Source organism: Psychrobacillus sp. PGGUH221 (genome assembly GCF_042055255.1).
In the GTDB taxonomy this organism is placed as follows: domain Bacteria; phylum Bacillota; class Bacilli; order Bacillales_A; family Planococcaceae; genus Psychrobacillus.
Genome location: NZ_JAQMHQ010000003.1, coordinates 63,670 through 77,954, shown reverse-complemented (window position 1 = coordinate 77,954; position 14,285 = coordinate 63,670). Strand labels below are relative to the sequence as shown.

The following is a 14,285-nucleotide window of genomic DNA, read 5'->3' as shown; positions in this document are numbered from 1 at the left end:
CTTAAACGAACTCATCTTCTTATTATATACAATAACATAGTTGACTTGTATTTAGATGAATTAATATTGCTAAATCCTTGTAATATCAAGGTTATCGAAGAGTAAAATAAGTATTTAAAATCAATTTATCAAGGTTAATATAAATACAATAGCGACGTATATACAAAAAAAAGTGAATATTGAATGCAAAATAACATTAGAAATGGTATTTATAGTTTATTAAAACCATTTTATTTTGCGTTGATTTTTTCTATTTAAATACACATATGAAAAGCGACTAACTCTATATAGAGAAAGTCGCTTTTTCTGAAGAGGAGATTTATAAAGAAATTGTATTTATATCATTTTTTACTACTTAATTAATAATGTCTTTTAGTTCGTTTTGTAATTTAGAAAAAATACCTCACGACTAAAATGAAATGTTGTACAAGCTTAAGCTTTCTGACCTAACTCCAACGTACTTCCTTTAATAAATAAAAGATGCCCCAACAATTATAAGTAGGATAAACAATACAACTATTAAAGCGAAGCTGTTGTTTCCGTATCCACCATTTTCGCATCCACCATAACCGGACATTCTTAACCCCCTCCTTTCTTAATAATATTTATAAGTTATGAAAAGATTAAGAAATGGATAAGGTAATTTATCTCATATTAAAAATTAAATTTAAAATCTTTCTGCCCTTCTAATTAAGTATTGAGGTAATTACTCACAAATAAAAAGCATTAAAAAGTAAAAGTCTTTGAAGCCTTTTAGTAAAGCAAAGTTAGACAAGTGAATAAGAAATTAATTTTCGCATTGTTTAATCAGCTTTTAGAACCAAGTGCGGATACATTCGAGTAAATTACACTCGTAACCATTCGCAACGACGACATTCCATAAAAAAAGACTGCTAATTGAGCAGTCTTTTAAAAACGTTAAAACAATCCTATAGCTTCTCCTTTTTCATCAACATCCATGTTCAAAGCTGCTGGTTTTTTAGGTAAGCCAGGCATTGTCATAATATCTCCAGTTAAACATACTAGAAATCCCGCACCAAGTTTAGGTATTACTTCACGTACAGTAATCGTAAAGTCAGTTGGTCTTCCCATGAGCTTCGGTTGGTCGGATAAAGAATATTGTGTTTTTGCCATACAAATCGGTAATGCATCCCAGCCGAATGATCTAATTTGATCGATTTGTTTTATGGCTTCTTCCGTAAACACTACATTTTTTCCGCCGTATACTTTTTTTACAATAATTAAAACTTTTTCCTCGATTGTTTGTGTTACATCGTATAAAGGGGAGAAATGATTAGGCTTTTCCAATTCTTTTAATACGAGTTCTGCGAGCTCTATTCCGCCAGCTCCCCCTTTTTCCCAAACTTCCGTTAACGCAATAGCTATGTTCTTCTCTTTACACCAAGAAAGCATTGCATCTATTTCTGCAGGTGAATCTGTTATAAATTTATTTAATGCAACCACTGGTTCGATTCCAAATGCTTGTATCGTTTCAATATGCTTTTCTAGGTTTTTGATACCAACTAAAAGTGCTTTTACATCTTCTTCCTTCAAGGTATCCTTTTGCTTTCCACCTTGCATTTTAAGTGCACGAATAGTAGCCACAATTACTACGGCATCTGGTGAAAAACCACCTTGTCTTGATTTAATGTGCATGAACTTCTCAGCACCCAAGTCTGCTCCAAAACCAGCTTCTGTAATAACGATATCCGCTAAGTTTGTTGCTGTTTTTGTTGCAATAATGGAGTTACATCCATGTGCTATATTTGCAAATGGACCTCCGTGAATAATTGCAGGAGTTCCTTCTATTGTCTGCACTAAATTAGGTTTAAATGCATCTTTTAACAAAAGTGTGAGTGCACCTGCTACACCTAACGATCGAACTGTTACTGGTTCCTTGTCATATGTATATCCGATTACAATCTGTGAAAGTCTTTCTTTCAAGTCTTCTAAATCCTTTGCAAGGCATAGCACGGCCATAATTTCAGAAGCTACAGTAATATCGAAACCATCTTCACGAGGAACCCCTTGTTTAGGACCACCGAGACCAATTGTAATATGACGTAATGCACGATCATTCATATCCATTACTCGTTTCCAAATAATCCTTCTAGGGTCTAAATTTATATCATTTCCTTGAAAGAGGTGATTATCAATAAATGCAGACAAAGCATTATTAGCAGTAGTAATGGCATGAAGATCTCCATTAAAATGAAGATTAATTTGTTCCATCGGTAAAACTTGAGCAAATCCACCACCTGTAGCCCCACCTTTAATACCCATAACTGGTCCCAATGAAGGTTCTCTTAGCGCAACAGCAACCGACTGACCTAACTGTTGTATTGCATCCGCGAGCCCAACAGTTACAGTTGATTTCCCTTCTCCTGCAGCGGTCGGATTAATTGCTGTTACTAATACAATTTTACCAGGGGTAGCTTTTTTAGAAATTTTAGTAGGATCTATTTTTGCTTTATAATTTCCATATAATTCTATAGCTTCTTTCGGTATTCCAATTTTTTCACTAATTTGATGAATTGGTTTCAATGTTGCATTTTTGGCAATACTTAAATCAGATGGTGCTTCTATTTTAGCATTCATATTTATCCCTACTTTTTTATTTTATTATATCCAAATAAAAGTATATAAGAACGAAGTAAATTCGACATATTATTGACGATTCCTGGCATTTAATGGTATAGTTAAACTATCCATTCTCAGAATATTTAGTGGATCGAGGGAGGAACTATTATGCAACAGGGGAAAGTAAAATGGTTCAACAATGAAAAAGGCTACGGATTTATCGAGTACAACGATGGAGAAGACGTATTTGTCCATTTTACAGGTATTCAGGGAGATGGATTTCGAGCTTTAGAAGAAGGACAAGATGTATCTTTCGATATAATAGAAGGAAACCGCGGACCTCAAGCTGCAAATGTCATTAAAAACAGTTAATACAGTTCTTCCTGCGACAATTGGTCGTGGGTCTTTTTTATTTAGAATTTAGTTTCTCTCCAACCTGTCTTATTTCTTCTCCCACTGTGCAAGAATGAATACAGAAATCATGGGCGACAGTCTTACCTTTTTCTTTGCGTAATAAGGTTTTTACAAAACAACCATCGCAATAGGTATTTAATAAATAATCTATTTCATTTATTATTTGACTATTTTTCATATTAATTCTCCTCGCTATAATAAATTTGATTGTACTATTTGAATGCTTCTATTTGCAAGTGAGCAACATGCAAACAAGTACATTCTGAAAAAAAAATAATGAAAATCAGGTGATACAAATGCTTGAAGTTTATATTGATGGATCCACAACAGGAAATCCAGGGCCAAGTGGTATTGGTGTTTTTATTAAAGGGGAAGGTCATCATATTAAGATAAGCGAATATATAGGTATATATTCAAATCATACGACAGAATTTTTAGCATTGCTTAGAGGACTTGAGGAGGTACAAAAACTTACTTCGTCCATCATTTCAGTACGGACGGATTCACAAATTGTTTGTGCTGCGGTAGAAAAAAAATATGCTAAAAATGCAGAATTCGCAGCAATATTAGAAAAAATATTAAAGATCAGCGATACCTTTGATTTTTTCTTTATAAAATGGATTCCAGATGAACAAAATAAAGCAGCACACGCATTAGCTAGAGAAGCTGTATTAAAAAAACTGCCTTAAATGGCAGCTTTTTTTCGTTAAATTGTATTCTTCTGATTCTTATAGTACCCATTCTCAATTACTTTAACGAATCCAACATTTACCCTAGCATTCTCTAGTGTAATATAATCAAACCGAAAAAATTTATGTATAACGAAAAATTGTAACTTAACTTTTTCTAAACATCTCTTTAGGCTATATATATTTTTAGCTGCTATTAAATCTTGTAACAAAGCATATTACATCTATGCTTCTTCATTTTTATAAGCAGTTTCTATTGTCTCTTTAGTTCGAGACATAAACCTGTCCACAACATCAGAATTACCAAACAATTGAAAAATACTTAATAAAATATTTTTAGGTTTGTTAATGGATGTGTATATAAATTTTGTCGTTGTTTCATTTTGATTTTCCAATTCATATTCAATGGTCATACGAAATCGGTCATTGAGTATAAAGCTCTCTTGATACGATTTATAATTTTGTTCATCTTTGTATTTTTTGATAGTTAATTCATATTGTTCATTTAAAGAACCATTTTGGTAAGTTTGTTTTATAACCGACCCAACAACTTGGTCTGTTTGCTTAATGATATTTTCATCTATTACTTTAGGGAATATCATTTTCTTTTTATGTAAGTCACCGTAAAAAAATTGCCAAACATATTCAATTGGTGCATTGATTAGAATTTCTTTTTTCCACTTTTTCATTTAACCAACTCCCATTTCAAAGTAACAACACTATTGAATGTTATAACATATCATAATACAAAAAAACAGACTCCCAAATAGAGAGTCTGTTAAAGTTTAGGTTTAAAATTAAGCTTTAACTACGTTAGTAGCTTGAAGACCACGTTGGCCTTGCTCGATTTCAAAAGTTACTTCTTGACCTTCGTCAAGAGATTTGAAACCTTCGCTTTGGATAGCTGAGAAGTGTACGAATACGTCGTCTCCGCCTTCGCGTTCGATAAATCCGAATCCTTTTTCTGAGTTAAACCATTTTACTTTACCTTGTTCCATGTGTGTTTCCTCCTCGCATGCAGTTGCTGCATACATTGTGTTACTATCCTTGCTCAACACTGTTAAGTAAAAGTGTTGCCACCTACTAACTAACCGAACAAAAATAATCCTCTTTAAATATAACATGCATCATTATTTATTGCAACACTTTTACTCAAAGAAATTAAATACTTTCCAGTAAAGCTCCAATTGCCCCACTATACCCATGTTTTTCTAAGAAAAATGGTTTTTTCTCTTTCAATATTGTATAGCTTTCCATTATATTCTTTAGTAATTCATTATTTTCTAATGTTGAACCAATATAAATAATGTTGTCAATAGAGTGAGCATCTGCTGCTTGTATACATAAAGATGCAACGACTTCACCAATTATACCTTGTACTCCTGATAAATAGTCCTCATACCTTCTATTTAAGTTCCCTTTAAGTGCTACACCACCAAAATTACTTGCTGTCAGAGAACCATTAATCGGTAATTTATTGTTTTCGTAAATATCACTTACAAGAATATCAATGGAAGATCTAATGCCTAAGTCGGATAGCTCTATCATCTCTTTATAATCAGTTATCCCAGTTAAAGCTTGTCCCAATCCAATTAGAGTTCCCCCACCAATTCCAGTACCACCAAGTCGACTATGTGAATTTTCTTTCATTATATGTATAGATGTCCCAGTTCCAATGTTCGCAATAATCGCTTTCTCACATTCAATATTTTCTTGTTTTAATTGATACATAACTCCAGCCATTGTAGCATCAAATTCAACTATGTATGGTATGTCCAATGAGGAAAGAAAATATTTCTTTAATTGTTCAGCACGGCCACCGGTAAGACAAATGGAAGCTAACGAGTGATTAGTATCAATCCAATCCTTTACTGCTTGCATATCTGATGATAGGAAGCTGATTAATTGTAAATTCAAATGTTCATCAAAATAAGCTATTTTCGTTAACGTTCCACCTGCATCAATACCGATTTTAGTAGCCATTAAAAATTCCCCTTTTATTTAATCCAAGAACCTACTATAGGATAATTAAATGTACTTCCATTAACTGCTTTTACAATTCCGATAATTGGTACAACAAATGCCATTATACCAAAAATAATTATCATTGGTATACCGATTAAAAAAATAATTAGTATAGCAGAAATAAAAATTAAAGCACCGATTACTAATTGGAAAAGAATTGCTTGAATGGATAGTTTTTTTATTTCTGCATCATCAATTACTAAATACAAAATAAATGGAACTAAAAATGGCGCAAACCAAGTACTAGCATGTAGCAATACCTTTAAACCTGTGTTTTCCAAAAGACTCATACTCCTTTCGATGAATTTATATTATATATACGTAGCAATTAATTATTCGTTTCATTTTCTACTAAACTATTATTTTTGTAGACTATCTCACCTGCGACAATGGTTTCTAAAATAGATGCTTTTAGAAAAGTCGTTTTGTTTAACTCTGTGCTTACTACAGTAAAATCTGCATCATAACCAGGTAATATTTTTCCTCTTTCATTTTCTTTGCCAATAGCTTTTGCACTACCGGTTGTAAATAAAGAAATTGCTTCAAACACAGAAAGAGATTGCTCGGGTAGATAGGAGTTATTTACTGCAGCGTCCATTCCTAAAAGAGGATCAGCCACTTCTACAGGGGAATCAGATCCACCGGAGCATTCAAACCCTCGATCAATTAGTGTTTTCCAAGCGTATGCCCATTTTAAACGATTGTTACCAAGTCGATCGATAACCCAAGGAAAATCAGAAGGTACAAAAATTGGTTGGAGATCAAGGACCACTGGTAATTTAATCATTCTTTCCATTAACTCTTCGCTTAGAACGTTCACGTGTATCAGTCTATCCTTCTTTCCAGCCGGAGCAGGATACTTTTCTATTAAGCCGACAATTATTTCTGTTGCCTTATCTCCGATAACATGAACAGCAATTGTTTCGTTAAATTTTCTTGCTAATTGTACCAATTGCTCCAGTTTATCTGGGTCATGGACTGCTACACCTTTATTTCCTGGATTATCGGAATAATCTTCCGACAATAGTGCGGTATGACCACCTAAAGAACCATCTACAAATATTTTCATAGCTCCAAATTCTATAAATTCGCTTGGCTTCTCTCCTTGCATCATCTCGAAAGCGTCATGATGTCTTAAAAGATGTACTCTAAAATTTTTATCAATTGCTTCTCGATAGGCTTGTAAAGGTATTGTATAAGGTCCATAATACGCCATTTCTTCCGTATGTACACCTGTTAAACCTTTTGCTTGTAAGTCACTTACACTGTTTTTAATCACATCTACTAAATACTCTGTTGTTGCAGGAGGTATTTTTGAAGTGATCAATTGTTGTGCTTCATCATAAAATAAGCCATTTAAGTTCCCATCTGAATCCTTGCCGATAATCCCTCCTGTTGGATTTGGAGTATCTTTTGTTATTCCAGCAAGTTCCATTGCTTTGGAATTTGCTACTAGCACATGTCTACATACTCTCTTTAAAACAATAGGCGTTTCATTAATATGATCTAAATCTGAACAATAAATCTGTCTTCCTTCTATTAATTTGTTGTCATTCCATCCTTCTGCAACGTACCATTCGTTACCATCAACTCGTTGAGCCACCTCTTTTACAATCTCATTAATAGAAGTAAAAGTAGACAAGTCTAAATAAGCTAATTTTTCCCCATGCATAATCAAATGAATATGACTATCAACAAATCCAGGGTACATAGTAGCTCCATTTAGAGAATTCACCTTATTTGCAAGTGGTAAAAGAGATTCTTTTGAACCCGTTCGAATAATTTTTCCATCTTCAACTAACACAGCTTCTATCTTTTGGTCTTCCTCATGCATTGTGAAAATATTTCCATCTGTCCATAAAGTTTTCATTATTTTTCCCCCTTTATTTTATTGCTTTCCAATAAATCATCTACTAATATCTCAGCAGCTTTTCTATATGCATTACTTATATTAGCTAATGCTGAAATAAATAATACCTGTCTTAGTTCTTCATCAGTCGTTAGCTGTTGTATTTCTTGTTCTTGTCTCTTGATTTGATCCGTTATGTTATTAGTATTCTTTTGCTGCAATTCTATTAATGTAGAATAGAAACTTTCTAGTTCAAATTGTTCTGTTTCTATTCTTTCATTTACAGGGGCAAGTATAGCTTTAATATCATTTATTGAAAGCGCCCCTTTTAATTGGTAGATCATGCTTATTAACATAATATGCTCTTTCGAATATTTTTTATTTTTAATTGGAATAAAAAGCTTCCCTTTTGCATAGTTATTTATCATTGTTTTTGTTAATACTTTCTCTTCTGTATTTCGAAGAGATTTTTCAAACTTTGCGTCAAATAACTGTATGACTTGGTCCATATACAAATCAATATCGGGTATTTCTTCTTGCCTTATATTTGATTCGAGTGCTAGCTTTTGAAGTATATCAGCTGAATTAATCACTTAAGTCCCTCCGAAAAAGTTATTTCATTTATCGTATCGCAAATTTCACTATCAGTAAACATTGACTATCAAACGTGTTAGTTATATTATATTAAGTAGTTATATAAACTACATGGTGTAATGGGAGGAATTATTTTGAATCAATATATTAGAGAACCATTTAACGGATTATCACATTTATTTGGAGCTATACTTTCTTTATTAGGTCTTACTGCAATGCTTGTTAAAGTAATGATAAATGGCGATTCCTTATTAACAATTATTGCAATAATTATATTTGGAGGAAGCATGATTTTACTTTATTCCTCCTCAGCAACCTATCATATGGTAATAGCAAAGGATAGTATCATCCAGTTTTTAAGAAGATTAGATCATTCGATGATCTATTTATTAATTGCTGGAACATATGCCCCATTCTGTTTAATAACTTTAAAAGGAACTACTGGTTACATACTATTTATCATCATTTCTATTATTGCAATTTGCGGTATATTATTTAAAATGGTGTGGTTCAATTGCCCTAGATGGATATCAACTGCTCTATATATTGGCATGGGATGGATTATTGTATTTTTAGCCTCGCCATTAACAGAAAAAATTGGTACTCAAGGAATCTTCTATTTAATTATAGGCGGAGTATTATATACAATTGGTGGTATAATCTATGGCTTAAAGCCTAAGATTGCATTTATTAAAAAACTTGGTTTCCATGAGATTTTCCATATATTTATTCTTCTTGGTACGCTTTGTCACTTCATATGTGTTTTCTCATTTGTCATATAAATTAAAACCGCCCATTTAAAATAGGGCGGTTACATTATTTTAATAATTTTTGAAACTCATCATTTGGTGAATCTATACGCATCTGTTCAAGTTGGAGCCTCATTTTTTCTGTTTCGATAACAAAATTATCATATTTTAATTTTTCTAATTCAAGTTCATCCTTTACTCTCGCACCTTTTATTTGTTCTTTGTTTTCAAAATGCGTTGTAATTAGTTTGATAATTGGAACGGAAAATATAAGAATAACAGCGATTGTGCCGGTCATGACCCATCCTCACTTTACAAGTATTTGAATATTTAAATTATACATCAAATAACATAAAAGCTATTCATTTATTGTTAAAATAGTAGGTTTAAGTTCAATTTCTACATTTCCTCTTAATGCTTTACTGATCATACAATTTTGCTCCGCTTTTACCACAATTTTTTCTGCCATTACTTTGTCTTTTTCATATGTTAAAACGATGGTTGGACGATGAATTATTTTTTTATACGTAAATATACCATTCGTCACATCAACAATTGCTGTGGAATCCATATCTAATCTCTCTTTTAAAATTTTACTTCTTTCCATCATTGCAGCTAGCGTTATAATATAGCAAGTAGCAGCTGCACCTAATAGCATTTCGTCTGGATTAGTGCCTTCTCCAGGTCCTTCCATTTCTTTAGGAATAGATATTCGAGTTTGTAAATTTTCCGCTCGAATCTCCCCTATATCATTTCTGTTGCCTGGCCAATTGGCTTTTAAATGAAACAAATGCTCTGTCACTGTATTATCTCCTTCCTCATTTTAGCTTGTTGGAATATATTGATTTAAAGTATGATGTATTTAAGAAAGTGGGCGATTATGTTGTTAAGGAATTATGGGAAAATAGCTGGAATTACAGTTGTCCTTTCACTCTTTTTACTAATACTTGGAGTAAAATATGTACTTGGACAGGATTTAGTAATCCGTAATTTTATTGCATTTACTGTTATCTCCGTTTTAGTTGGGACAATTTCAGGAGCATTATTATTTTATAAATTGAAAATAGCTTATTATCTATTTACGGCTGGACTTCTAATTGGTTTCATTGAACTTTTCCGTTCCTTCATTTCTGGATTAGAAGGTTGGGGAGACCTAGTTGGTATTCTTTCTTTATTTATTTTTACTACATTTGGCTTAGTAGTAGGTCTGATTACAGAGGGCATTGTATATATGATAAAGAAAAATAAATAAAAAAAGAAGTTTTTCCGCTTTTTTGCGAGAAAAACTTTTTTTATTTAGAAATAACTGTTTTGTTTCTTCCCTCAGATTTTGCCATATAAAGTGCCACGTCAACTCTATTCATTACATCAGTTATACTTTCAAAACTATTCCTATATTCAGCCACTCCCAATGAAATGGTTATTTTCTTATTTGTTGGAGGAATACTTATTTCTATATCTTTTCTTAGTTTTTCAGCAATCGTATATGCCTCTGAAAGAATACAGTTTGGAAGTAAGACGATAAATTCTTCTCCACCAAGCCTAATACAAACATCATGATCTCTTGTAAAAGATTTCATTTTGCTCGCTAGAAACTTTAATACTTCATCTCCTGCATTGTGACCAAATTCATCATTAACTAACTTAAAATGATCTATGTCAATCATCATTATTGAAAATTGCTGATTAGATTCTATTAAATCAGTAAAAACAAATTCTGAATACCTTCTATTTTTTAGGCCAGTCAAAGGATCAGTTAAAGATTGGTGTTTAAAGTCTGCTACAGTTTCTTGTTGCATTTTATGATAGTTATTAATCGTTTCTGTTAATTGTTTGGCCTCAAAATACCAAGTAGATATTTTTAAGTTTTCGATGCTTATATCTTCTTTATGAGAATTTAACGTAAACAAAGCTAACTTTTTTAAAGGGGAGGCTAAACGTTCTGAAATATAAAATGCTAATATGTAAAAAATTTATAAGAAAGGTAAGGCATACAAAAACATTTTCAAAATAATACCTTTTAAAGGATTTAAACTGCTATCAAATGGTGTTTGAGAAACAACCCCCCACCCACTAGCTGCAATATAAGAATAGCCAGCTAAAACATGTTCACCTTTTGTATTAAAGATTTCTTTTGATCCATTTTCTTTATTCATTAAATTTTGTACTACCTTATTTTCACTTACCTTTTCACCAATCCGATCTTTTTCAGGATGATAAATTAAAGTACCTTCCTTATCTACTACGAACACATAGGAACCATCTTCATTAAAATGCTCAGCTAATATATTTTGAATAAAATTATCTTCTTGTAAATAAATTGTTCCGTTTAACATTCCTATATAATTATTTGCACTATTAAATAAAGGAATAGATACTAAAACTAATAGACGCCCTGTAACTGCTCTATACGGAGTAGTAATTATACTCTCCTTTTTAGTTAAAGCTTCCTTTACTCCGTGGGAATCAATTTTATTGCCTGCTATACCAACATTCGGCGAGGTTGCTATAGCAATTCCATCACTCCCTATTACAGAAAGTGAGTTAAAATTCTTTCCACTAATAAGTAGTTGATCTAAAATATCTGTCAGCACTTTTGAATCATGCATATTATCAATGACGTCTAGTTTCCTTGATTCTAAATTAGCTTGCATTGATTCAAACACTTCTTCTGTCATTTGTGAAAGTTTTAAAGAATATACTTCATTTTGTTCTAATGAATTTTCTATTAAAGTTTTTTTCGTTACTATATAACTTGAAAATAAAGAACTACTTAATATTGCAACCATTGAAAATGTAATTAATGTCAATATCCAAAATCTTAGGGTTTTATTCATCTTTCCTCCAAAAAAATACATATTTATCTAGTATAACATGTAATATGTAAGTTTGAACTACACAAAAAAGCTTTCATTAGATACTAACTAATGAAAGCTTCTTTATATTAATGACCACCTAAATATGCCTGTCTCACTTCTTCACTTGTCTGTAATTCATGAGCAGAACCAGACAACACTACCCTACCTGTCTCAATTACATACCCTCTACTTGCAACAGATAGTGCCATGTTCGCATTTTGTTCTACTAACAATACAGTAGTGCCATCACGATTAATATCTTCAATAACTTGGAAAATTGTTTTCACCATTAATGGAGCAAGACCCATTGATGGTTCATCAAGTAGTACAAGCTTGGGTTTCGCCATAATTGCACGACCCATTGCCAACATTTGTTGTTCCCCACCAGAAAGAGTTCCCGATAATTGTTTTTTTCGCTCAAGTAGTCTCGGAAAAATCTCATAAACCTTCTGAAGATCTGAATTAATGCCAGCTTTGTCTTTTCTCAAAAAAGCACCAAGCTCAAGATTTTCTTCTACTGTCAGATTTGCAAATACTCTTCTTCCTTCAGGAACATGTGAAATTCCTGATTTTACAACTGCTTGTGCTTGTTTTCCCGCAATCGATTTATCAAGAAATTCAATTTTTCCTTTTTTAGGCTTTAGAAGACCTGAAATAGTTTTCAATAGAGTGCTTTTCCCAGCACCATTTGCACCTATAAGCGTAACTATTTCCCCTTCGTTTACTTCAATAGAGACCTCTCTAAGTGCTTGGATGTTCCCGTAAAAAACATCAATATTTTCAACCTTAAGCATTGTCATTGTGAACTTCCTCCCCTAAATACGCCTCAATAACCTTAGGATGGTTACGAATCACTTCTGGTGATCCTTCCGCAAGAAGTTGACCATGATCTAGTACATAAATTCTTTCACAAACACCCATAACCAAATTCATATCATGTTCAATAAGTAATATTGTCAAATCAAATTTATTTCGAATAAATCCGATTAAATCCATTAAATCTTTTGTTTCTTGTGGATTCATTCCCGCAGCAGGTTCATCTAATAAAAGAAGTTTAGGACCAGCTGCCAAAGCACGTGCAATCTCTAACCTGCGCTGCTGGCCATAAGGTAAATTTTTAGCCAACTCATCCTTATATTTATCCAAACCAAATATTTTTAAAAATTCTATAGATTTTTCTTCCATTTCTTGCTCGCCTTTAAAATGTGATGGTAAACGAAATATTGAACTCACCATCGTATGCTTCGCAAGTGAATGATAAGCAACCTTCACGTTATCTAATACAGATAAATCATTAAATAGACGAATATTTTGGAATGTACGACTAATCCCTTTTCGAGTAACTTTAAATGGCGGTAATCCATTGATTCTTTCCCCATCAAATAATATATCGCCTTCTGTTGGTACATAAACTCCAGTTAATAAGTTGAAACTAGTAGTTTTCCCAGCACCATTTGGACCAATAAGACCAACTAGTTCACCACGATTTAGTACCATATTTAAATTTTGGACTGCCTTTAAACCACCGAACTGAATACCAGCATTTTTCACTTCCAATATCGGCTTACTTTCCATGTTGCCCGCCCCCTTTTGGCGTTCTCCATATCTTGAAGTAATCTGTAATTTCCATCGTACCCATCAAACCTTTTGGACGATATAACATTACCAAAATTAATACAAGACTATAAATAATCATACGAGTCTCAGGATATCCTTGCAGATAAGTAGAGACTACCGTTAGCAAAATTGCAGAAAGCACTGCTCCTGAAAGACTACCTAATCCACCTAATACAACGAATATTAAAATATCAAATGACTTTAAAAAGCCGAACTGACTAGGCTGTATAATGTAAAAGTTATGAGAATATAAAGCCCCTGCTACTCCGGCAAAAAACGAACCAATTGTAAATGCCACAACTTTATAATAAGTTGTATTAATACCCATAGCATCCGCTGCAATTTCATTTTCTCGAACTGATATAGCAGCAATTCCATGTCTTGAATTAGTAAAGTTAACAATCACTAAAATAGTAATGAACAAACTAACAAATGCATATGTCCAATTAGTTAAATGGGAGACTTGCATCCCTGCTGCTCCACCAACATAATCAATATTCAAGAAAACTATTCGAATTATTTCAGCAAACCCAAGCGTTGCAATTGCTAAATAATCCCCTTTTAATCGTAAACTTGGAATTCCAACAATTAAACCAGCTAGAGCTGCAACAATTCCCCCTACAATAATGGCCAATATAAATGGAAGTCCCAACTTCATTGTTATAATAGCTGAGATATATGCGCCTACAGCTAAAAATCCTGCATGCCCTATTGAGAATTGCCCCGTGATACCAATTACTAAATGTAGGCTGACCGCTAATATTATGTTGATAGCAATATAGATTAGCGTATTAGAATAGAATTGATTCATTATTCCATTGGATATGAGAAGTTGAACAATCACATAAACTAATACAGACGCTATAACAAATGGCCAAAATTGTTTAGACTTTTTCTTCATTATGTACCA

General features: G+C 32.7%; 20 protein-coding genes. 4 read left to right on the top strand and 16 right to left on the bottom strand.

Annotated features, from left to right (window positions below; genetic code table 11):
* Positions 1–466: 466 nt before the first annotated feature.
* Complete coding sequence (locus PGC35_RS06235; protein WP_082460860.1) at positions 467–577, bottom strand: YjcZ family sporulation protein; 111 nt, start codon at positions 575–577, stop codon at positions 467–469.
* 341 nt (positions 578–918) lie between these two features.
* Positions 919–2,598: a formate--tetrahydrofolate ligase gene (locus tag PGC35_RS06230; RefSeq protein ID WP_375218548.1), complete on the bottom strand. Its 1,680-nt coding sequence runs from the start codon at positions 2,596–2,598 to the stop codon at positions 919–921.
* A 150-nt stretch (positions 2,599–2,748) separates the two neighbouring features.
* On the opposite strand from PGC35_RS06230, the gene PGC35_RS06225 reads away from it, so the two are divergent.
* Positions 2,749–2,952, top strand: coding sequence for a cold-shock protein (locus PGC35_RS06225; protein WP_053589680.1), 204 nt, complete (start codon positions 2,749–2,751; stop codon positions 2,950–2,952).
* A 37-nt stretch (positions 2,953–2,989) separates the two neighbouring features.
* Here the strand turns inward: PGC35_RS06225 and PGC35_RS06220 are convergent, their stop codons facing one another.
* Positions 2,990–3,172 carry a zinc-finger domain-containing protein gene (locus PGC35_RS06220; protein ID WP_197275611.1) on the bottom strand — a complete coding sequence of 61 codons (183 nt, stop codon included), beginning with the start codon at positions 3,170–3,172 and terminating at the stop codon, positions 2,990–2,992.
* A 118-nt stretch (positions 3,173–3,290) separates the two neighbouring features.
* On the opposite strand from PGC35_RS06220, the gene PGC35_RS06215 reads away from it, so the two are divergent.
* Positions 3,291–3,683 (top strand): reverse transcriptase-like protein, encoded by a 393-nt coding sequence (locus PGC35_RS06215; RefSeq protein WP_053589682.1) that lies wholly within the window; start codon positions 3,291–3,293, stop codon positions 3,681–3,683.
* A gap of 224 nt (positions 3,684–3,907) precedes the next feature.
* Here the strand turns inward: PGC35_RS06215 and PGC35_RS06210 are convergent, their stop codons facing one another.
* The 6 genes from PGC35_RS06210 to PGC35_RS06185 form a co-directional block, all read right to left on the bottom strand.
* A complete protein-coding gene (locus tag PGC35_RS06210) occupies positions 3,908–4,372 on the bottom strand; it encodes a hypothetical protein (RefSeq protein WP_375218547.1) in 465 nt (154 codons plus the stop codon).
* A gap of 108 nt (positions 4,373–4,480) precedes the next feature.
* Entirely contained in the window at positions 4,481–4,681 is a 201-nt protein-coding gene (locus PGC35_RS06205) for a cold-shock protein (protein ID WP_053589685.1), read from the bottom strand.
* Positions 4,682–4,844: 163 nt separating this feature from the next.
* Positions 4,845–5,666: a type II pantothenate kinase gene (gene coaW, locus PGC35_RS06200; RefSeq protein WP_375218546.1), complete on the bottom strand. Its 822-nt coding sequence runs from the start codon at positions 5,664–5,666 to the stop codon at positions 4,845–4,847.
* Positions 5,667–5,680: 14 nt separating this feature from the next.
* Complete coding sequence (locus PGC35_RS06195) at positions 5,681–5,989, bottom strand: magnetosome magnetite crystal formation protein family (RefSeq protein WP_375218545.1); 309 nt, start codon at positions 5,987–5,989, stop codon at positions 5,681–5,683.
* A gap of 47 nt (positions 5,990–6,036) precedes the next feature.
* A complete protein-coding gene (locus PGC35_RS06190; RefSeq protein WP_375218544.1) occupies positions 6,037–7,578 on the bottom strand; it encodes an amidohydrolase in 1,542 nt (513 codons plus the stop codon).
* Positions 7,578–8,150 (bottom strand): DUF1836 domain-containing protein, encoded by a 573-nt coding sequence (locus tag PGC35_RS06185; RefSeq protein ID WP_375218543.1) that lies wholly within the window; start codon positions 8,148–8,150, stop codon positions 7,578–7,580. The genes PGC35_RS06190 and PGC35_RS06185 overlap by 1 nt, the downstream gene beginning before the upstream one ends.
* A 135-nt stretch (positions 8,151–8,285) precedes the next feature.
* On the opposite strand from PGC35_RS06185, the gene trhA reads away from it, so the two are divergent.
* Entirely contained in the window at positions 8,286–8,933 is a 648-nt protein-coding gene (trhA, locus tag PGC35_RS06180) for a PAQR family membrane homeostasis protein TrhA (RefSeq protein WP_375218542.1), read from the top strand.
* Between the two features lie 34 nt (positions 8,934–8,967).
* On the opposite strand, the gene PGC35_RS06175 is transcribed toward trhA, so the two are convergent.
* Positions 8,968–9,198 (bottom strand): hypothetical protein, encoded by a 231-nt coding sequence (locus PGC35_RS06175; protein WP_053589691.1) that lies wholly within the window; start codon positions 9,196–9,198, stop codon positions 8,968–8,970.
* 60 nt (positions 9,199–9,258) lie between these two features.
* A complete protein-coding gene (locus tag PGC35_RS06170; protein WP_375218541.1) occupies positions 9,259–9,702 on the bottom strand; it encodes an OsmC family protein in 444 nt (147 codons plus the stop codon).
* Positions 9,703–9,780: 78 nt separating this feature from the next.
* Here PGC35_RS06170 and PGC35_RS06165 point away from each other — a divergent pair, with 78 nt between their 5' ends.
* The gene (locus PGC35_RS06165) at positions 9,781–10,152 is read left to right on the top strand and encodes a hypothetical protein (protein WP_375218540.1); all 372 of its coding nucleotides are present in this window, start codon (positions 9,781–9,783) and stop codon (positions 10,150–10,152) included.
* 40 nt (positions 10,153–10,192) lie between these two features.
* On the opposite strand, the gene PGC35_RS06160 is transcribed toward PGC35_RS06165, so the two are convergent.
* The 5 genes from PGC35_RS06160 to PGC35_RS06140 form a co-directional block, all read right to left on the bottom strand.
* Entirely contained in the window at positions 10,193–10,810 is a 618-nt protein-coding gene (locus tag PGC35_RS06160; protein WP_375218539.1) for a GGDEF domain-containing protein, read from the bottom strand.
* Between the two features lie 63 nt (positions 10,811–10,873).
* On the bottom strand, positions 10,874–11,737 hold the full coding sequence (locus PGC35_RS06155) for a cache domain-containing protein (RefSeq protein WP_375218538.1): 864 nt from the start codon (positions 11,735–11,737) through the stop codon (positions 10,874–10,876).
* A 107-nt stretch (positions 11,738–11,844) separates the two neighbouring features.
* Complete coding sequence (locus tag PGC35_RS06150; protein ID WP_053592132.1) at positions 11,845–12,552, bottom strand: ABC transporter ATP-binding protein; 708 nt, start codon at positions 12,550–12,552, stop codon at positions 11,845–11,847.
* Entirely contained in the window at positions 12,545–13,333 is a 789-nt protein-coding gene (locus PGC35_RS06145; protein WP_056829654.1) for an ABC transporter ATP-binding protein, read from the bottom strand. Before PGC35_RS06145 ends, PGC35_RS06150 begins: the two co-directional genes overlap by 8 nt.
* Entirely contained in the window at positions 13,323–14,276 is a 954-nt protein-coding gene (locus tag PGC35_RS06140) for a branched-chain amino acid ABC transporter permease (RefSeq protein WP_056829653.1), read from the bottom strand. Before PGC35_RS06140 ends, PGC35_RS06145 begins: the two co-directional genes overlap by 11 nt.
* Positions 14,277–14,285 lie beyond the last annotated feature (9 nt).